The sequence below is a fragment of the Pseudomonas sp. R28(2017) genome (assembly GCF_002112505.1).
GTDB lineage: Bacteria > Pseudomonadota > Gammaproteobacteria > Pseudomonadales > Pseudomonadaceae > Aquipseudomonas.
In genome coordinates, this window is the sequence record NZ_NEHW01000002.1 from 500,803 (window position 1) to 519,260 (window position 18,458).

The 18,458-nt window shown below is 64.7% G+C and carries 19 protein-coding genes; 9 read left to right on the plus strand and 10 right to left on the minus strand.

The genetic code is table 11. The annotated features are described in order from the left end of the window. Positions 1-43 precede the first annotated feature (43 nt). The 5 genes from CAF78_RS05105 to CAF78_RS05125 are packed head-to-tail and all read left to right on the plus strand — an operon-like array spanning position 44 to position 6,543. The gene (locus tag CAF78_RS05105; protein ID WP_085679197.1) at positions 44-3,511 is read left to right on the plus strand and encodes a response regulator; all 3,468 of its coding nucleotides are present in this window, start codon (positions 44-46) and stop codon (positions 3,509-3,511) included. Then, positions 3,508-4,329, plus strand: coding sequence for a protein-glutamate O-methyltransferase CheR (locus CAF78_RS05110; protein ID WP_085679194.1), 822 nt, complete (start codon positions 3,508-3,510; stop codon positions 4,327-4,329). The genes CAF78_RS05105 and CAF78_RS05110 overlap by 4 nt, the downstream gene beginning before the upstream one ends. After that, positions 4,326-4,901 (plus strand): chemotaxis protein CheB, encoded by a 576-nt coding sequence (locus CAF78_RS05115; RefSeq protein WP_085679191.1) that lies wholly within the window; start codon positions 4,326-4,328, stop codon positions 4,899-4,901. Before CAF78_RS05110 ends, CAF78_RS05115 begins: the two co-directional genes overlap by 4 nt. Continuing rightward, a complete protein-coding gene (locus CAF78_RS05120) occupies positions 4,895-6,121 on the plus strand; it encodes a hybrid sensor histidine kinase/response regulator (RefSeq protein ID WP_085679188.1) in 1,227 nt (408 codons plus the stop codon). The genes CAF78_RS05115 and CAF78_RS05120 overlap by 7 nt, the downstream gene beginning before the upstream one ends. 44 nt (positions 6,122-6,165) lie before the next feature. Further along, on the plus strand, positions 6,166-6,543 hold the full coding sequence (locus tag CAF78_RS05125) for a response regulator (RefSeq protein ID WP_023629509.1): 378 nt from the start codon (positions 6,166-6,168) through the stop codon (positions 6,541-6,543). Positions 6,544-6,652: 109 nt separating this feature from the next. On the opposite strand, the gene CAF78_RS05130 is transcribed toward CAF78_RS05125, so the two are convergent. From CAF78_RS05130 to CAF78_RS05140, 3 genes are read right to left on the minus strand one after another with little or no spacing between them, the layout of a single operon-like run. Beyond that, entirely contained in the window at positions 6,653-7,234 is a 582-nt protein-coding gene (locus CAF78_RS05130) for a TetR/AcrR family transcriptional regulator (RefSeq protein ID WP_085679184.1), read from the minus strand. Between the two features lie 12 nt (positions 7,235-7,246). Further along, on the minus strand, positions 7,247-8,095 hold the full coding sequence (locus CAF78_RS05135; RefSeq protein ID WP_085679181.1) for a 3-hydroxybutyryl-CoA dehydrogenase: 849 nt from the start codon (positions 8,093-8,095) through the stop codon (positions 7,247-7,249). Between the two features lie 11 nt (positions 8,096-8,106). After that, the gene (locus CAF78_RS05140) at positions 8,107-9,291 is read right to left on the minus strand and encodes an acetyl-CoA C-acyltransferase family protein (protein ID WP_085679178.1); all 1,185 of its coding nucleotides are present in this window, start codon (positions 9,289-9,291) and stop codon (positions 8,107-8,109) included. A gap of 168 nt (positions 9,292-9,459) precedes the next feature. Here CAF78_RS05140 and CAF78_RS05145 point away from each other — a divergent pair, with 168 nt between their 5' ends. Beyond that, a complete protein-coding gene (locus CAF78_RS05145; protein ID WP_085679175.1) occupies positions 9,460-10,470 on the plus strand; it encodes an AraC family transcriptional regulator in 1,011 nt (336 codons plus the stop codon). Between the two features lie 11 nt (positions 10,471-10,481). On the opposite strand, the gene CAF78_RS05150 is transcribed toward CAF78_RS05145, so the two are convergent. From CAF78_RS05150 to CAF78_RS05175, 6 genes are all read right to left on the minus strand, one after another. Beyond that, positions 10,482-11,417 (minus strand): cyclase family protein, encoded by a 936-nt coding sequence (locus CAF78_RS05150; RefSeq protein ID WP_085679172.1) that lies wholly within the window; start codon positions 11,415-11,417, stop codon positions 10,482-10,484. Positions 11,418-11,515: 98 nt separating this feature from the next. Continuing rightward, positions 11,516-12,058, minus strand: a complete 543-nt coding sequence (locus CAF78_RS05155) for a WYL domain-containing protein (protein ID WP_085679169.1) — start codon at positions 12,056-12,058, stop codon at positions 11,516-11,518. Positions 12,059-12,304: 246 nt separating this feature from the next. Beyond that, positions 12,305-13,291, minus strand: coding sequence for a zinc-binding dehydrogenase (locus tag CAF78_RS05160; RefSeq protein ID WP_085679166.1), 987 nt, complete (start codon positions 13,289-13,291; stop codon positions 12,305-12,307). A 129-nt stretch (positions 13,292-13,420) separates the two neighbouring features. Next, positions 13,421-13,828: an SRPBCC family protein gene (locus tag CAF78_RS05165; RefSeq protein WP_085679163.1), complete on the minus strand. Its 408-nt coding sequence runs from the start codon at positions 13,826-13,828 to the stop codon at positions 13,421-13,423. A 21-nt stretch (positions 13,829-13,849) separates the two neighbouring features. Then, on the minus strand, positions 13,850-14,647 hold the full coding sequence (locus tag CAF78_RS05170; RefSeq protein WP_085679160.1) for an SDR family NAD(P)-dependent oxidoreductase: 798 nt from the start codon (positions 14,645-14,647) through the stop codon (positions 13,850-13,852). Between the two features lie 86 nt (positions 14,648-14,733). Further along, positions 14,734-15,657 carry a LysR substrate-binding domain-containing protein gene (locus CAF78_RS05175; RefSeq protein ID WP_085679157.1) on the minus strand — a complete coding sequence of 308 codons (924 nt, stop codon included), beginning with the start codon at positions 15,655-15,657 and terminating at the stop codon, positions 14,734-14,736. Positions 15,658-15,776: 119 nt separating this feature from the next. On the opposite strand from CAF78_RS05175, the gene CAF78_RS05180 reads away from it, so the two are divergent. The 3 genes from CAF78_RS05180 to CAF78_RS05190 all read left to right on the plus strand — a co-directional run bounded on the left by CAF78_RS05180 (position 15,777) and on the right by CAF78_RS05190 (position 17,444). After that, a complete protein-coding gene (locus CAF78_RS05180; protein WP_085679154.1) occupies positions 15,777-16,787 on the plus strand; it encodes an aldo/keto reductase in 1,011 nt (336 codons plus the stop codon). Positions 16,788-16,927: 140 nt separating this feature from the next. Continuing rightward, positions 16,928-17,173, plus strand: coding sequence for a type II toxin-antitoxin system Phd/YefM family antitoxin (locus CAF78_RS05185; protein WP_013972043.1), 246 nt, complete (start codon positions 16,928-16,930; stop codon positions 17,171-17,173). Next, on the plus strand, positions 17,163-17,444 hold the full coding sequence (locus CAF78_RS05190) for a type II toxin-antitoxin system RelE/ParE family toxin (RefSeq protein ID WP_085679151.1): 282 nt from the start codon (positions 17,163-17,165) through the stop codon (positions 17,442-17,444). Before CAF78_RS05185 ends, CAF78_RS05190 begins: the two co-directional genes overlap by 11 nt. Here CAF78_RS05190 and CAF78_RS05195 read toward each other — a convergent pair. Next, positions 17,441-18,349: a LysR family transcriptional regulator gene (locus CAF78_RS05195; protein WP_085679148.1), complete on the minus strand. Its 909-nt coding sequence runs from the start codon at positions 18,347-18,349 to the stop codon at positions 17,441-17,443. The two genes, CAF78_RS05190 and CAF78_RS05195, sit on opposite strands and share 4 nt — an antisense overlap. Positions 18,350-18,458 lie beyond the last annotated feature (109 nt).

Below are 18,458 nucleotides of genomic sequence, written 5' to 3' on the forward strand. Positions count from 1 at the left end.
GCCACACTTTTTCAATGGACTTTTTTCGCGCGGGCGTTTTCAGATGATTCAAGCAGCCTCGATGGACCAGCAGAGCTTCCGCAAACTGTTGAGTCGCAATATCGGTTTGCCCTTGGGGGTGGGCCTGCTCGGCGCCGTGGCCTTCGTCGCGGTGATCAACTACCTGCTTTCGGCCATGCAGTGGGTCGAGCACACCGACCGGGTGATCGGCAATGCCAATGAAACGGTCAAGCTGTCGATCGACATGGAAACCGGCATGCGCGGTTTTCTGATCACTGGTGACGAGCGCTTCCTCGACCCCTACGAGGTGGCCAAGCCGCGTATTTTCAGCAGCTTGAATGCCCTGCGGGCGATGGTCGAAGACAACCCGCAGCAAGTCGACCGCATTGATCGGCTGATTGCGCTGCAACAGGCCTGGAATGATTTTGGCAGCGAAATGATCGGCGAGCGCCGGAAGGGCACTGGCTATCAGGAGGCGATCGGCAATGGCCGTGGCAAGCGCATCACCGACGAGATCCGCAAGGAGTTCGATGGTCTGATCCAGACCGAGCAGCAGTTGCGCATGGCACGCAATGAAAAGGTCAGCAGCGTCACCCTCACTGCCATCACGGCGTTCGTATTGTTCATCGTCGGCCTCAGCGCGCTGCTGGCCTACCTGGGGCGTCGTGACTTGCTGGCGCTGTCGGCCAGCTACACCGACAACCTGCAGGCCCAGCAGCGCGCTGCCGAGCGCCTGGAGCACCAGGCCTGGCTGCGCAATGGCCAGACCCAGCTGGCCGAGCAGGTGCTGGGCCAGCTGACCTTGCCGATGCTCGGCGACAACATCCTGCGTTTCTTCGCCAGCTACCTGGGCAGCGTGGTCGGTGCGCTCTATGTGCGCGACGAACACGGGCGCCTGGTGCGGGTGGCCAGTTATGGCCTGAGCAGCGAACAACAGGGCCGCGAGCAGGTGCTGGGCGACCACGATGGCCTGTTGGCGCAAGCCGTGCGTGAAGGGCGCCTGTTGCGCCTGGACGACCTGCCGCAGGACTACTACCGGCTCAGCTCGGGCCTTGGCGACGGGCTGCCGCGTGGCGCCTTGCTGATGCCTGCGCGTAACGATGGGCAGATCAACGGCGTGCTCGAACTTGGTTTTCTGCGTCCGCTGCAGGAACGTGACGACGAGTTGATGGAACGGGTCGGTGAAAACCTCGGCATCTCCATCGAAAGCGCCCGCTACCGCCAACGCCTGCAGGAAGTGTTGGCCGAAACCCAGCAGCTCAACGAAGAGCTGCAGGTTCAGCAGGAGGAGCTCAAGACCGCCAACGAAGAGCTCGAAGAGCAATCGCGCGTGCTCAAGGAATCCCAGGCGCATCTGGAAACCCAGCAGGCGGAGCTTGAGCAGACCAACGAACAGCTGTCCGAACGCACCGACGCCCTGGACCGCAAGAACGACGAGCTCAGCCAGGCCCAGGAAGAGCTGCAGGCCCGCGCCGACGACCTGCAGCGCTCGAGCAAGTACAAGTCCGAATTCCTCGCCAACATGTCCCACGAGCTGCGCACGCCACTCAACAGCTCGCTGATCCTGGCCAAGCTGCTGGCCGAGAACGGCGAGGGCAACCTCAGCGCCGAGCAGGTCAAGTTCGCCGAGTCCATCTACTCCGCCGGCAACGACCTGCTGAACCTGATCAACGACATCCTCGACATCGCCAAGGTCGAAGCCGGCAAGCTCGAAGTGCGCCCCGAAAGCACGCAGCTCGAACGCCTGGTCGAAGGCCTGCGCGGCATGTTCCTGCCACTGGCCGAGCACAAGGGCCTGGGCTTCGAGGTCACGGTCGAAGCGCAGGTGCCGGCCACCCTGTTCACTGACCGCCAGCGCCTGGAGCAGATTCTCAAGAACCTGCTGTCCAACGCCATCAAGTTCACCGAGCGTGGCCAGGTCAGCCTGAACATCGGCTACCAGGCCGGCAATGGCATCATCTTCTCGGTGCGCGACAGCGGCATCGGCATCGCCGCCGACCAGCAACAGGCGATCTTCGGCGCTTTCCACCAGGTCGACGGCACCAGCAATCGCCGCTATGGCGGTACCGGACTTGGCCTGTCGATCTCGCGCGACCTGGCGCATTTGCTTGGAGGGCAGATCAGTGTCGACAGCAGCCCTGGGCAGGGCAGTGTGTTCAACCTGCTCATGCCCGAGCGCTACGAATCGCAGGATGAGGAGATCGAGGCACTGAGCCTGCGGCCGGCCGTCGATAGCTTGCCGCCGGCGCCGTCGATTGCCGCGCCAGCAGTGTCCAAGCGCCCGGCGCCGGCCTTCAGCGATGATCGCGAGCGGGCACCGTTTGGCAACCGCTGCATCCTGGTGGTCGAAGACGAGCCCAATTTCGCACGCATTCTCTTCGACCTGGCGCACGAACTGGGCTACAGCTGCCTGGTGGCGCAAAGCGCCGATGAGGGCTTCGAGCTGGCCGAGCAGTACATTCCCGACGCCATCCTGCTGGACATGCGCCTGCCCGACCATTCCGGGCTGACCGTGCTGCAGCGCCTGAAGGAGCAGGCCACCACCCGGCACATCCCGGTGCACATCATCTCGGTGGAAGACCGTGTCGAGGCGGCCATGCACATGGGCGCAGTGGGCTATGCGGTCAAGCCCACCAGCCGTGAGGAGCTCAAGGAAGTCTTCGCTCGCCTGGAAGCCAAGCTGACCCAGAAGCTCAAGCACATCCTGCTGGTGGAAGACGACGACCTGCAGCGCGAGAGCATCGCTCGCCTGATCGGTGACGACGATGTCGAAATCACCGCCGTGGCCATGGCCCAGGACGCCCTGGCGCTGCTGCGCGAGAATATCTACGACTGCATGATCATCGACCTCAAGCTGCCCGACATGCTCGGCAACGAGCTGCTCAAGCGCATGACCGCCGAGGATATCCGTTCCTTCCCGCCGGTGATCGTCTACACCGGGCGCAACCTCACCCGCGAAGAAGAGGCCGACCTGCTCAAGTATTCGCGCTCGATCATCATCAAGGGCGCGCGCTCGCCAGAGCGCCTGCTCGATGAAGTGACGCTGTTCCTGCACAAAGTCGAATCGCAGTTGTCCCATGAGCGCCAGCGCATGCTCAAGACCGCGCGCAGCCGCGACAAGGTCTTCGAGGGCCGCAAGGTGCTGCTGGTGGACGACGATGTGCGTAACATCTTCGCCCTGACCAGCGCCCTGGAGCACAAGGGCGCCATCGTCGAGATCGGCCGCAACGGGCGCGAAGCCATCGAGCGCCTGGAGCAGCACGATGACATCGACCTGGTGCTGATGGACGTGATGATGCCGGAGATGGACGGCTTCGAGGCCACCCGCCTGATCCGTCAGCAGCCGCGCTGGCGCAAGCTGCCGATCATCGCCGTCACCGCCAAGGCGATGAAGGACGACCAGCAGCGTTGCCTGCAGGCCGGCGCCAATGATTACCTGGCCAAACCGATCGACCTGGACCGCCTGTTCTCGTTGATCCGCGTGTGGCTACCGCAACTGGAGCGAATTTGACTAGCGAGCGCAACACCGACATCGAGATCCGGCTGCTGATCGAGGCGATCTACCTCAAGTACAGCTACGACTTTCGCAACTACTCCGGCGCCTCGATCAAGCGCCGGGTCTTGCATGCGCTGCGCCAGTTCGACTGCCTCACGGTGTCGGCGCTGCAGGAGCGGGTGCTGCACGACCCGGGCATGTTCATGCAGCTGCTGCAGTACCTGACGATCCCGGTCAGCGAGATGTTCCGCGACCCCGGCCACTTCCTCGCACTGCGCCAGGAAGTGGTACCGCTGCTGCGCACCTGGCCGTCGATCAAGGTGTGGATTGCCGGCTGCAGCACCGGTGAAGAGGTGTATTCGATGGCCATCCTGCTGCGCGAAGAGGGCCTGCTCGAACGCACCATCATCTACGCCACCGACATCAACCCGCATTCGCTGGACCGCGCCAAGCAGGGCATCTACTCGATGCAGAGCATGCGCGAATATGAAGAAAACTACCGCCTGGCCGGTGGCCGTCGCGACTTTGCCGAGTACTACACCGCGGCCTACGGCAACGCCATCATGGACAGCAGCCTGCGTGACAACGTGACCTTCGCCGACCACAGCCTGGCCACCGACAGTGTGTTTTCCGAGACCCAGCTGGTGTCCTGCCGCAACGTGCTGATCTACTTCAACAAGGAACTGCAGGACCGCGCCCTCGGCCTGTTTCACGAGTCCCTGTGCCACCGTGGTTTCCTGGTGCTGGGCAGCAAGGAGTCGGTGGACTTTTCGGCCTACAGCCAGCGCTTCGAGCCGCTGGTCAAGCCCGAACGGATCTACCGCAAATCATGAACGGCGTGGACGCGGTGGTCATCGGCGCCTCGGCGGGCGGCGTCACGGCACTGTTCACGGTGCTGGGGGCGCTGCCTGCCAGTTTTGCCATCCCGGTGCTGTGCGTGCTGCACCTGCCGGACGACCGCCACAGCCAGCTGGCCGAGGTGCTGCAACGGCGTTTGCAGCGGCCGGTGCACCAGGCCTGTGACAAGGCGGCCATTGCCCCGGGGCAGATCTACGTGGCCGGGCCGGGTTATCACCTGTCGGTGGAAGCCGACTTCAGCCTGTCGCTGAGCCAGGAAGAACCGGTGCATTTCTCGCGCCCGGCCATCGACTTTCTCTTCACCTCGGCAGCCGATGCCTATGGCCCCGGGCTGCTCGGCGTGCTGCTCACCGGGGCCAACGAAGATGGCGCCGCAGGGCTTGCCTACATCAAGAACAGCGGCGGCCGGACCGTGGTCCAGGACCCTCGCGACGCACAGGTGGCGCTGATGCCGGAGGCCGCCCTGGCCCTGCACACGCCCGACCTTATCCTTTCTCTGAGCGGTATCGGGCAGTTGCTCGCGACCCTGGAACCCAGCGCATGCTAAGCCACACCACTGCCAAACTGCTGATCGTCGACGACCTGCCGGAAAACCTGCTGGCCCTGGCCGCCCTGATCCAGGGCGACGACCGCGAGGTGCACCAGGCGCAGTCGGCGGAAGCGGCCTTGTCGTTGTTGCTTGAGCACGAGTTCGCCCTGGCCATTCTCGACGTGCAGATGCCGGGCATGAACGGCTTCGAGCTGGCCGAGCTGATGCGCGGCACGGAAAAGACCCGCAACATCCCGATCGTCTTCGTTACTGCTGCCGGGCGGGAAATGAACTACGCCTTCAAGGGCTACGAGAGCGGCGCCGTGGACTTCCTGCACAAGCCGCTCGATACCCTGGCGGTGAAGAGCAAGGTGTCGGTGTTCGTCGACCTGTACCGCCAGCGCAAGGTGCTCGACCGCCAGTTGCAGGCGCTCGAGCGCAGCCGCCAGGAGCAGGAACTGCTGCTGGCCCAGTTGCAGGTGGCGCGAGGCGAGCTGGAACATGCGGTACGCATGCGCGACGACTTCATGTCGATCGTGGCCCACGAGGTGCGCACGCCGCTCAACGGCCTGATCCTGGAAGCCCAGTTGCGCAAGATGCACCTGGCGCGCGGCAACCTCGATGCGTTCAGCGCCGACAAGCTGCAGGCCATGGTCGAGCGTGACGAGCGCCAGATCAACAGCCTGATCCGCCTGATCGAAGACATGCTCGACGTGTCGCGCATTCGCACCGGCAAGCTGTCGCTGCGGCCCAAGGTGTTCGACCTGAGCCAGCTGGTACGCGGCCTGGTGGAAAACTTTGCGGCCCAGGCCACGGCCTTGGACACGTACATCGAGCTGCAGCGCTGCGAGCCGTTGCAGGGCGAGTGGGACGAGTTTCGCATTGAGCAGGTGCTGGCCAATCTGTTGTCCAATGCCTTGCGCTATGGCGAACGCCAGCCGGTGCAGGTGCAGGTGTTCGAACAGGACGGCATGGCCTGGGTGCAGGTGCAGGACCATGGCATCGGCATCAGCACCGCCAACCAGCAACGGATCTTCCAGCAGTTCGAGCGCGTGGCCACCCAGCAGGCCAGCGCGGGGTTGGGGCTGGGGTTGTACATCTCCGAGCAGATCGTGCATGCCCATGGCGGGCGCATCCAGGTGCAAAGCGAGGAGGGCAAGGGTGCCACGTTCAGCCTGCTGTTGCCGCTGGCGGGCGCTACCGAACAAAACGACCAGCTGCGGGCAACCTCCGCGTAAGCCTGGGGTCAGATGGCCAACTGTATGAATTTCAAGGCGTTGTCATGAGTGAAGATGCACAAGATGTGGTGTTGGTGGTCGAGGATGAACCGGCGATCCGGATGATCCTGCGCGATTACCTGGCGGGTGAGGGCTACCACGTGCTGGTGGCCGAAGACGGTGAGCAGGCGTTCGCCATTCTGGCGAGCAAGCCGCACCTGGACCTGATGGTGACCGACTTCCGCTTGCCGGGTGGCATTTCCGGGGTGGAGATTGCCGAACCTGCGGTGAAGCTGCGGCCGGACCTGAAGGTGATCTTCATCAGCGGTTACCCGGCGGAGATCCTTGAGTCCGGCAGCCCGATCGCCCGCAAGGCGCCGATCCTGGCCAAGCCCTTCGACCTCGACACCCTGCACGAGCAGATCCAGGCCCTGCTGCGTTAGCCTGCACCGGCCTCTTCGCGGGCAAGCCCGCTCCCACAGGATCACCACAAGTCTGAGAAGTGTGGAGTACCTGTGGGAGCGGGCTTGCCCGCGAAGAGGCCGGTACAGGTTAGCGCAAGGTCCGCTCGATCCCACCAACCAGCAGGCTCTCCATCAACCCCAGCCCCTGTTCCTCCGGCAAGCCCTTGAGCATCCCCGGCAATTGGTTGAGCAAGGTCGCCATCACATGCGCCGTCGCCGCCAATGCTTCGCCCTGCAACGTCGCCCGTGGCGCAATCAGGCGCAACAATCCGGCTTCGTAGCGCTTGCGCAACACCCCCAGGCAGGCCTGCTGCTCCTCGCTCAGGCAGCACAGGTCCCGTTCGGCCAGGCGAAACTGCAGGGGCCGCTCGGCATGCAACTGCCAGTGCGCGGCAATCAGGCAGCCCATTGCCGAAGCCCCACGGGCCATGGCCCGGCGCCCTTGTTCCAGGGTCGCCTGCAGTTCCTCGTACAACTCTTCGATCAAGTCGAACAGCAGGTCCTGCTTGCTGGGGAAATGGTGATACAGCGAGCCCGCCGTCAGGCCCACATGCGCAGCCAGTTCGCGCATGCTGACCTGGCCAAAGCCCTTTTCGGCGAACAGTGCCATGGCCCGGTCGCGTCGCTCTTCGAAGTTGGCACAGCGCATGGCGGCATTCACCGGGGGCATGGCGTGCGCTCCTCAATAGGTGAAGAAGCCGCGGCCGCTCTTGCGGCCCAGCCATCCGGCCGCGACCATTTCCTTGAGCAGCGGGGCAGGGCGGTACTTGCTGTCGTTGAAGCCATCGTGGAAGGCTTCCATGATCGCCAGCAGGGTATCCAGGCCGATCAGGTCGGCCAGGGCCAGCGGGCCGATCGGCTGGTTGCAGCCCAGGCGCATGCCGGTGTCGATGTCCTCGGCACTGGCCAGGCCTTCCTGGCGCACGAAGATTGCTTCGTTGATCATCGGCACCAGGATGCGGTTGACCACGAAGCCCGGGCGGTTGCCGGCGGTGATCGGCGTCTTGCCCAGCTTCTCGGTGACCACCAACGCCTGGGCATAGGTGCTGTCGCTGGTCTGCAGGCCACGGATGATCTCGACCAGGGCCATCATCGGCACCGGGTTGAAGAAGTGCACGCCAATGAAGCGTTCAGGGTGCTCGATGCTGGCGGCCAGCTGGGTCACCGACAGCGACGAGGTGTTGGTGGCGATCAGGCAGTCGGCCGCTACGTTGGCCGCCACCTGCTGCAGGATGCGCTGCTTGAGCTGCAGGTTCTCGGTGGCCGCCTCGATCACCAGCTGCGCACTGCTCAGCTGGGCATAGTCGGTGCTGGTGCGGATGCGGGTCTTCGCCGCCTCGGCGCGCTCGGCGTCGAGTGTACCCTTGCTCACCTGGCGCTCGAGGTTCTTGCTCAAGGTGGCCACGCCACGCTCCAGCGCGGCGTCGGAGACGTCCACCAGCAGCACCTGGTAGCCGGCCACCGCGCACACCTGGGCGATACCGTTGCCCATGGTGCCGGCGCCGATCACGGCAATCTGTTCAATCGTCATGGTTCAGCCCCTCAGACGCGCTCGAAGACCACGGCGATGCCCTGGCCGCCGCCGATGCACATGGTGGCCAGCGCGTAGCGGCCCTGGATGCGTTGCAGCTCGTGGATGGCCTTGGTGGCGATGATCGCCCCGGTGGCACCGACCGGGTGGCCGAGGGAGATGCCCGAGCCGTTCGGGTTGACCTTTTCCGGGTCGAAGCCGAGTTCGCGGGCCACGGCGCAGGCCTGGGCGGCAAAGGCTTCGTTGGACTCGATCACATCCAGGTCGCTGACACTCAGGCCAGCCTTTTCCAGCACCTTGCGAGTGGCCGGGATCGGGCCCAGGCCCATCAGTTCCGGCTCGACGCCGGCGTGGGCATAGGCCACCAGGCGCGCCAGCGGCTTCAGGCCCAGGCGGCGCACGGCATCACCGGTGGCCAGTACCAGGCCGGCGGCGCCATCGTTGATGCCGCTGGCGTTGCCGGCGGTGACGGTGCCGTCCTTCTTGAACACGGTCTTCATGCCGGCCAGCTGCTCGGCCGTCACATCGGCGCGTACATGCTCGTCGACGGCGAACTGCACGGTGCCTTTACGGGTTTTCAGCTCCAGCGGCACGATCTGGCTGTCGAAGCGGCCTTCGGCCTGGGCGCGGGCGGCGCGGCGCTGGCTGGTCAGGGCCAGTTCGTCCTGCATTTCGCGGCTGATACCCTGCTGGGCGGCGACGTTTTCCGCGGTGATGCCCATGTGGAAGTGCTCGAACGGGTCGTGCAATACACCGACGGTGTAGTCGATGCCCTGCAGGTCCCCCATGCGTGCACCCCAGCGCGCCTGCGGCAGCAGGTACGGGCCGCGGCTCATGGACTCGGCACCGGCGGCCAGGGCCACTTCGGCGTCACCCAGCAGCAGGCACTGCGCGGCCGAGACGATGGCCTGCAGGCCCGAACCGCACAGGCGGTTGACGTTGAAGGCCGGGGTTTCCTTGGGGATGCCGGCGTTCATTGCCGCCACGCGCGACAGGTAGGCGTCGCGCGCTTCGGTAGGGATGACGTTGGCCATCACCACATGGCCGATCTGCTCGGCGGGCACGCCCGAGCGCTCGATGGCGGCGCGGGTCACGGCGGTGGCCAGGTCGGCCAGGGGCAGGTCCTTGAGGGCCCCACCGAAACCACCGATGGCGGTACGGACGGCACTGACGACGTAGATTTCTGCGCTGCTCATAGAGGCTCCGATTGCTTAGGCATGGCGGGAGCGGGCCAGGCTCTGCGAGAATGGCCGGCGATCCCGGATGGGGTCCGAGTCTAGGCAAAGGCTCTGTTGCAGCCTATGCCGGATCTGTTCAGTCAACCTGGCATTTTTTGCCACTCAGCATAGACAGTGAATTCCGCCATGCGCGATAGCGATTCGGTCGCGGTGTACTTTCTCAATGCCATGCTGCATGCCTTGCGCGAGCAGCCGGCAGTGCTCGAGGCACGGCTGCGTGGGGTGGGCATCGACCCGGCCGTGCTCGGCCAGCCCCAGGCCCGGGTGCCGGCCAAGGCCTTCGCCCGCTTGTGGCTGGAGCTGATCGAGCTGCTGGACGATGAATTCTTTCGCCTCGACAGCCACGGCATGCCGCTGGGCAGCTTTGCCCTGATCTGCCGTGGCTTGATTCAGGAACCGAACCTGGAAAAAGCCCTGCGCCAGTGCATGGGCAGTTTCGCCCTGTTCCTGCGCGACCTGCGCGGCAGCCTCACGCTGCGCGGCGGGCGTGCGGTGATCAGCGTGCAGTCGGCGATCGCCGACCCGTTGACCCGGGTGTATGCCGAGGAAACCTACCTGGTGCTGATGATCGGCCTGCTGTGCTGGCTGGCCGGGCGGCGCATCGCCATCGACCGCACGGAACTGGCGGTGGCGCGCCCGGCCCAGGATGACGACCCGCTGCTGTGGGGGCCGGACTTGCGCCTGGGCAGCGGGCGCACCGAAGTCGAGTTCGACAGCGCCTGGTTGCGCCTGCCGGTGGTGCAGGACCTGGCGGGCCTGAAGACCTTCTTGCGCAGTGCGCCGCAGGGCCTGGTGATCCGCTTTCGCAACCAGAATGGCCTGGTGGCCGAGGTCTATCGCCATTTGCGCGCCCGCCGCTATGGGCAGTGGCCGACCTTGGCGGCCATGGCCGAGCAGCAAGGCATCAGTGCCAGCACCTTCCGCCGCCAGCTGGAGCGCGAAGGGCGCTCTTACCAGCAGATCAAGGATGAAGTACGCCGGGCGATGGCCTTCGAGCGTTTGCGTGAAGGCGCGCTGAGCATCGCCGAGATTGCCGAACAGGCGGGCTTTCAGGAGCCCAGCGCGTTTCACCGGGCGTTCAAGAAATGGACCGGGCAGAGCCCGGGCAGCTATCGGGCGCGGCTTGCCGGGCGTTAGCCGTCAGCCGCTCAGTGAATGGCCACCGGGTTGATGTTGACCTGGGTCGAGCCCTTGTACAGCGGTTGCCCCAGCACGAACAGGAACTCGAACGCCTTGTCCTTGACCAGTGCGCGGGTGTCGATCAGTTCCAGGTTGTAGATGCCGCGCTTGGCCAGCATGAACTGGTTGACCGGGAACTCTTCACCGGTCGGGTTCGGGTACACCTCCGAAGCCCAGGTATCGCCGCCAAAGGCGACGATGCCCTGGTCCGCCAGCCATTCGGCGGCTGCCAGGTCGATGCCCGGTTCGGTGGCGAGGAACTGCGGGTTGTCCTTGCCGATCAGTTCGAGCCAGCCGGTGTTGAACAGCACCACATCGCCCTTGCGCAAGGTGATGCCTTCTTGCTTGAGCACCGCCTTGATGTCGTCGACGCTGAACGCGGTGCCGCCCGGAACGATGGCCTTGCCGTAGTGGGCGGTCATGTCCAGCACCACGCCGCGAGTGACCATCGGTGGCACCTTTTCCACGCCCAGCTTGGTCACACCTTCGACGGTGACGAAGTCGGCCGCCTTGTTGCCGTTGTAGTAGACGTTGTCGATGCCGATGTGGCCGATGCCGTTGAGCTGGGTGCCGACGCCGGTCCAGCCGTTGACCAGTTCGTCGTTGAAGGTGAATTTGTTGCGGCCCAGGGTCTGGCCGGCCTGTTCCCCGGGCTGGATGTTGTACAGGTGGAAGCTGCGATGGCGGAACGCCGGCAGGTCTTTGCTGACCGGCACGGCCAGCGGGTAGGTCTTGCCGGTCTTGACCAGGGCGGCCGCCTGTTTGACCACGTCCGGGGTGAGCAGGTTGGCGGCGCCGATTTCGTCGTGCTTGCCGTAAGGCGAGGTCTGCCAGTCGGCGGCCAGGGCGGTCTGGGCGATGCCCGCCAGGGTAACGGTGAGCAGCAGGGGCTTGAAGCGTTTCATTGCATTCTCCTGAAGGTGAAGCGTTGTCAGGAGCGAATTCTGGGCAGGGCCGCCATGATGAAAAAGCGGCCCGGGGGACAATGACTTTTGCCCGCCGGTCAATAACCGTCGTCGTTCAGAGCCAGGCTCTGGCGCAGTTGTTCGACCATCGACACGCGCAGCGTTTCTGGCGCCTTGACCCGGATCGAGCCGGCCTGGGACAGCAGCCAGCCCATTAGCGCTCGGCTGTCTTCGACCGTGGCTGCGAGCATTGCCCCGCCGTTATCGTGGGGGGCCAGGCGCATGTCCTCGGACAGCGGCTGGTGTTCCAGGCGGCGGGCGAGGCCATCGTCGACCCAGGCGTGCAGTTCGATCTGTTGCGAGGGGGTGAGTACGTCTGGCTGCAACTGCTGGGCTGTATCCAGGCTCAGGCCCGGCTGCCAATACCAGCCATAGGGCATGCCTTTGCTGTTGCAGTGCAGCGGGAACAGCGTTGCCAGCTCATTGAGGTCGCGCTCGACGGTACGCTTGCTGGTTTTGTGGCCGGCCTTGGCCAGTGCAGCCTGCAACTGTGTGGAGCTCATCCCGGGGTGTCGGTCAGGCAGCAGCTTCAGGAGCTGCCATTGTCGGGCGATGGTGTGGCGGGTCGGGTGGCTGGGCACGGGAGCTTCATCCTTGAAGGCAGGTACGGGGCGTACCGGAGTGATGGCATATAGCTATTGCGCTAGCATACTCCTTCGGGAGATGGGATCCAAGTTTGGCGGGATCGGCGGTTGCCGGGATGCTGAGGTCGTAGCAAGGCCACCAGGTGCCTGCAGTAACATTTTCAGCGCCTATGAGATCGAGCGCCGCCCGCGCGGCGCTCGATCTCATAGGCGCCAGAGAACTCCAGGCAGGCCCCAAAAAACTCAATCCAGGCGAGTAACCCATTTACCGCCGAGGCTGCCATCTTTCAACGCCCGCAAGGCCGCAGGCAGCGCTTCAAAAGCAAACTCGCGGCGCTGCGGTGCAACCAGGCGGCCATCGGCGACGGCTTGCAGCAGTTGTTCACCGGCCACGCGAAGGGCCTGGCGATCCTGCAGGCGGCCATGGGCATGAATGCTGTTGAGCGCCACTTCATGCAGCGAGATTGCCGTGCTGAAGGCGGCCAGTGGGGCTGCTTCCTGGCGGTCCTGGATGCACACCAGGTGGCCGTTGTAGCCGAGCAAGTGGGCCAGGCTGCCCGCGTGGGTGCCGCTGACCGTGTCGAACACGCAATGCAGTGGGCGCTCGCCGAGGGCTGCCTGCAACTGGGCCTGCCAGTCGCCGTCGTGGTAGTCGAACACGCCGGCCACACCGAGCGCCTTTAGCACCGCGTGGTGGCGTTGGCCTGCCGTGGCCCAGACGCGCAGGCCGCGCTGTGCGGCCAGCTGCGCCAGATAGAAGCCCACTGCGCCCCCCGCGCCAATCACCAGCACATCGCGGCTGGCGCCGTCGGGCACCTTGGCCAGCGCCTGCCAGGCGGTGAGGGCGGGGCAGGGCACGGCAGCGGCGGCGCTGTCGTCCAGCTGTGCAGGGATGTGCATGACCAGGCTGGCATCGAGCAGACAGTGTTCGGCGAAGCTGCCGTCACGGGCCAGGGACTGGTGATAGGCGACGCGGGTGCCCAGCGGCAGATCCACGCCAGCGCCGGCGGCGACAACCACACCGGCACCATCGACGCCGGGGACGGTGCCTTGCTGCCAGGCCGGGTGCCCCCATTCACAGATCTTCCAGTCCACCGGGTTCAGGGCGATGGCGCGGTTGGCGACCAGCACTTCGCCGGGGCCGGGTTGGGGCAGAGGCTTGTGGATGAGCTGCAGGCCGTCGAGGCCGGCGTTCGGGGTCCAGGCCCAGGCTTGATGATGGGTTGGCATGCTGCAGTCCTTTTGAGACGAGTGTGGGCGGGAGGCTAGCGGGTATCAGGCAGGGGAAACAGGTAGGCGAGGGACAAGGTGTTTTGATCGCGGGACAAAAAAGCGGGGCTGCAAAGCAGCCCCGATCACTCAGCCCAGGGTTTTGGCCAAGGCTTCCAGGCCACCTTCATAGATGCCTTTGAACAGCGCCTGCGCTTCGGCATCACTGACCCCGGCCGGGGTGAATTCACCGAACCATTCGATCAGGCTGCCCTGGCCATCGGCCTTGACCCGCAGGGTCGACAGGTAGCCGGTCACCGGGAACGGGCTGGTGAGAATCGCGTAGCTGTAGCTGCGTTCTTTTTCATCGAAGGCCATCAGGCGCTCGACGATGCTGTTGCCGTCCGGGTCTTTCAACGAGCGCACGCGGCCGCCTTCGCTGGACAGGCTTTCAGGGATGAACGGCAGCCAGTCGGGCAGGCTGTCGAAGCCGCCGATCAGGGCCCAGACGTGGTCAGGGCTGTGTTGGGTGTGCAGGGAAGCGTAGGCAGTTGCCATGGTGTAATTCTCCAATTGAATTCAGATAGCGAGGCTGTCGACCACACCGCCGTCGACCCGCAGGGCCGCGCCGGTGGTGGCGGAGGAATAAGGGGAGGCCAGGTACACCGCCAGGTGGGCGACCTCGTCGACCTCGGCGGCGCGCTGGATGATCGAGCTCGGCCGTGCGCTGCGCACGAAGTGGTCGGCTTCTTCACGGACGCTGCGCCCGGAGGCCTTGGCGGCGTCGGCCACCAGCGCGGCGACGCCATCGGTCAGGGTCGGGCCGGGCAGCACGGCATTGACCGTTACCCCGGTGCCGGCCAGGCGCTTGGCCAGGCCATGGGACACTGCCAGGTTGGCGGCTTTGGTGACGCCGTAGTTGATCATGTCGGCGGGGATGGCGATGCCCGATTCGGAGGAGATGAACAGGATCCGCCCCCAACCCTTGGCGACCATGCCCGGCGCATAGTGGCGGGCAAGGCGTACGCCGGACAGCACGTTGACGTCGTAGAAGCGCTCCCATTCGCTGTCGGGCACGGCAAAGAAGTCGACGTCGTCGTAGATGCCCAGGTTGTTGACCAGGATGTCGGCCTGCGGGTGGGCGGCGAACAGCGTTTCGGCACCTTCGGCAGTGCCCAGGTCGGCCACCACGCCGTGCACCTGGCCACGCCCGCCCTGGGCGCGCAGTTCAGCCAGGGCGGCGTCGAGCGACGTCTGGCTGCGGCCGGCAATGACCACGTCGGCATGGGCGCGGGCCAGGCCGCGGGCGATGGCCAGACCAATACCGCCGGTCGAGCCGCTGATGATGGCGGTGCGTCCGCCGAGGTCGATGTTCATGGAATGGCTCCTGTGGGTGAGTTGCATCGATAGGAGCCATCCTAGTGGTGCGTTATCAGACTGTAAAAGACGTAATTCGACTGAGTTCAGACCTCTGTCGACTTGTTAGCTTCTTTATCAGCAAGCGCCAGTACCCGCTCGCGGAAGATGCCCACGATCGGTCGCAGGTCCACCTGGTGCCAGGCCGCCCACAGCTGCACGCAAGGCTGGAACCAGTCCAGCTGGCGCAGTACCACGCTTGGTCCGACGCTGCCCGACAGGCTGCTCTGCACCATGGCCAGGCCCAGCCCGGCAGACACCAGGCCGAGTACGCTCAGCGGGTCGGTGGCCTCCAGCGACAGGCGCGGAGTGAAGCCGGCATCGCCGCAGCGGGCGATGAAATCGTCGCGCTTGTTGACCTGGTCGGGCTGGCCGCCGGTGATGATCCATTCCTGTTCATGCAGGTCGGCCGGCGTCAGTTCGGCCTTGCTGGCCAATGGATGCACAGCCGGGATGGCCAACAGCATCGGGTCGTCGAGCACAGGCTGGCTGCGCAAGTCGGGGTCGTGCTTCGGTGGCGGCTCGCAGACCAGGGCGATGTCCAGGCTGCGCTGGCGCAAACCTTCGAACTGCTCGCTCGGGGTCATGTTGTACAGGGCAATGTGAATGTTCGGGCGCTCGCCGCGAATCGCCCGCACCGCGCCGGGCAGCACGCCGGCATGGATGGCGTGGTTGACGTAGCCGATGCACAGGCCACCTTCTTCGCCACGGCCCAGGCGCTTGCCCAGCGACTCCAGGCGCTCGGCATGCTTGAGCAGGCCGCGCGCTTCCGCCAGGAAGGTGCGCCCGTCGTTGGTCAGGTACAGGCGCTGGTTGCGCCGTTCGAACAGCGCCAGGCCCAGGTTGTCCTCGAGCTGGGCGATCTGCCGGCTCAGGGGGGATTGAGAGATATGCAGCTGCTCGGCGGCCCTGCCGACGTTCTCGCATTCGGCGACGGCCACGAAGTAGCGCAACTGACGTAGATCCTGCATGAGACCTCCAGGGACTTAACTGTGTCGAATTATGACTTGGACGGTCTCGTCTTGGGAAGCCTAGGATGCGCTCACGTCGTCGGCTGACGACCTTTCACACCTCTACTGGAGAAGATTCCATGAACCTGAAAGACCTCATCGCCAACCCGCTGGGCTTCGGCACCGCGCCACTGGGCAACATGTTCCGCAACGTGCCGCAAGAGGAAGTACAAGCCTCGGTGGACGCTGCCTGGAACAATGGCGTGCGTTACTTCGACACCGCGCCGTTCTACGGTGCCGGCCTCTCGGAAATCCGCCTGGGCGCCGCCCTGGCCCAGCGCCCTCGCAACGAATACGTACTGAGCAGCAAGGTTGGCCGCGTCATCCTCGACGAGCTGGAAGACCCTGCTGCCCGTGAACTGGGCGAGAAGAGCGGCCTGTTCGAGCATGGCAACCGCAACCGCATCGTCAATGACTACAGTGCCGATGCCACGCTGCGCTCGATTGAAGACACGCTCAAGCGCATGGGCACCGATTACCTGGACATCGTCTGGATTCACGACATTGCCCAGGACTTCTATGGTGACGAGTGGCTGAGCCAGTTCGAAATCGCTCGCACCGGTGCCTTCCGCGCGCTGAGCCGCCTGCGTGAAGAGGGCGTGATCAAGGCCTGGGGCCTGGGCGTCAACCGTGTCGAGCCGATCGAGCTGACCCTGGACCTTGAACAAGCCCGCCCGGACGGCTTCCTGCTGGCCGGCCGCTACAGCCTGCTGGATCACGAACGTGCCTTGCAGCGGGTGATGCCGGGCGCGCTGGCCCAAGGCCTCGGTATTGTCGTCGGCGGCCCGTACAACTCGGGTGTGATTGCCGGTGGTGACCACTACGAGTACCAGAAGGCCAGCCCGCACATCCGTGCCCGTGTACAGCGCCTGAACGAAGTGGCGGCGCGCCATGGCGTGGATATCAAGGCCGCAGCGCTGCAGTTCTCGCTGGCGCATCCGGCGGTGGCGGCGGTGATTCCCGGTGCGACCCGGCCGCAGCATGCCGACCAGGACCTGGCGGCGTTCAAGGCGGTGATTCCGGCCGCGTTCTGGGCAGAGCTGCGTGAGCTGGGGTTGATTGCCCAGCATGCGCCAGTGCCCAAGGCCTGAGTCTGCAAGGGGAGGGCTTTGCCCTCCTCGCGCCGCGGTTTGTCGCTATGACCAGCCGCGGTGATGGGCGCTGAGCTGATGCGACTTGTTTGTGCTCTATATATGGACCAAAATATGGCCCTCTATTGAGGGTGTAAAACATGCAGAACATCTTTGCTGACGTGGCCGTAAGCGTGTCGGAGCTGAAAAAGAACCCATCGGCCGTGATGACCGGCGCTGCGGGCATGCCGGTCGCTGTGCTCAATCACAATCGAGTGATGGGTTACATGGTGCCGGCCGAGTTGTACGAAGCCATGATGGAGCGCCTCGAAGATCTTGAACTGAGCGAGCTGGCCAAGTCGAGGCTGGGTGAAAAGGGCGTACCGGTATCTCTGGATGACCTATGAACTCGAGTTCCTGCCGTCCGCGCTGAAAGAGTGGGGCAAGATCGGCCACACCGTGCGTGAGCAGATCAAGAAGAAACTTGGCGATCGCTTGCAGTCACCCAAGGTTCAAGCCGATGCGCTGCGCGACATGCCTAACCACTACAAGATCAAGCTCAAGTCTTCTGGGTATCGCCTGGTCTATCGAGTCGAGGAAGAGCGCGTCGTTGTAGTGGTTGTATCGGTGGGCAAGCGTGAGCGCGGTGAGGTCTATCGTGCGGCTCAAAGGCGTTAGACCAGGCTCTGCTGCAGCGCTTCGATAAACACCTCCTCAGCCCGGCTCAATCGCTGTTCCCTGTTCCACAACAGGTGAATATCCACATCGGCAATCCCTTCCTCAGGCGGCAACTTCCACAGCAGCCCCGCCGCCACGTCCGGTGCCACCACATGCTCGGGCAGGCAGCCGATGCCGAACCCGGCAATCACCAGCCGGCGCACCTCTTCAAGGCTTGGCGACGACGCCACGATCCGCCCGGAAAACCCCTGCTGGTCGCGGAAGATGGTCAGCGGCGACAACATGCCGCCAATCTGGTCGCTGGTGAAGCTGACGAAGTTCTCCCGCTGCAGATCGCCCTCGGCCTGGCCGAACAGGGCATGGTGCTTGCCGCAGAAAAACGCATAACGCTGGCGCAGGAACAGGCGCTGCTCCAGCCGTGGCTGCGGCCTGCGGTTGAGGCTCAGGCCTGCGGTGGCGGTCTTTTCCTGCAAGGCGGCGACGATGTCCGAGCTGCGCATCACGTCGATTTCCAGGTCCACCCGTGGGTGCTGACGATGGAAGTCCGCCAGCAGGTCATCGAACCGCTCGCTGACGATGCGGCTGATCATCAGCAGGCGCACCTTGCCCACCAGTTCGTCCGCCGGCTGCTCCAGCAGGCCGCCGATCTGTGACATCTGCCCATATACCTCACCGGCCAGCTGGAACAACTGCTCGCCCATGTCGGTGAGCACGAAACGCGGCCCGCGGCGGGCGATCAGCTGGCGGCCGAGCTGTTCCTCCAGGCGCTTGAGCGCCTGGCTCACGGCCGGCTGGGTCAGGTGCAGGCGCGCGGCGGCGCGGCTGATGGACAACTCCTGGCCGATCACCCGGAAGGTGCGCAGCAGGTTCCAGTCGAGGCGGTCGTTGAGCAGGCGGTCGGACATGGCAGGCTCGATGATAAGCAGGGCTAATAGTGCGAATAATAAATAGAAAATTGACTAATCATAGCCCCGGGACGATAAATCGCAGTTATCGAAGCCTGTGAAATCGGTG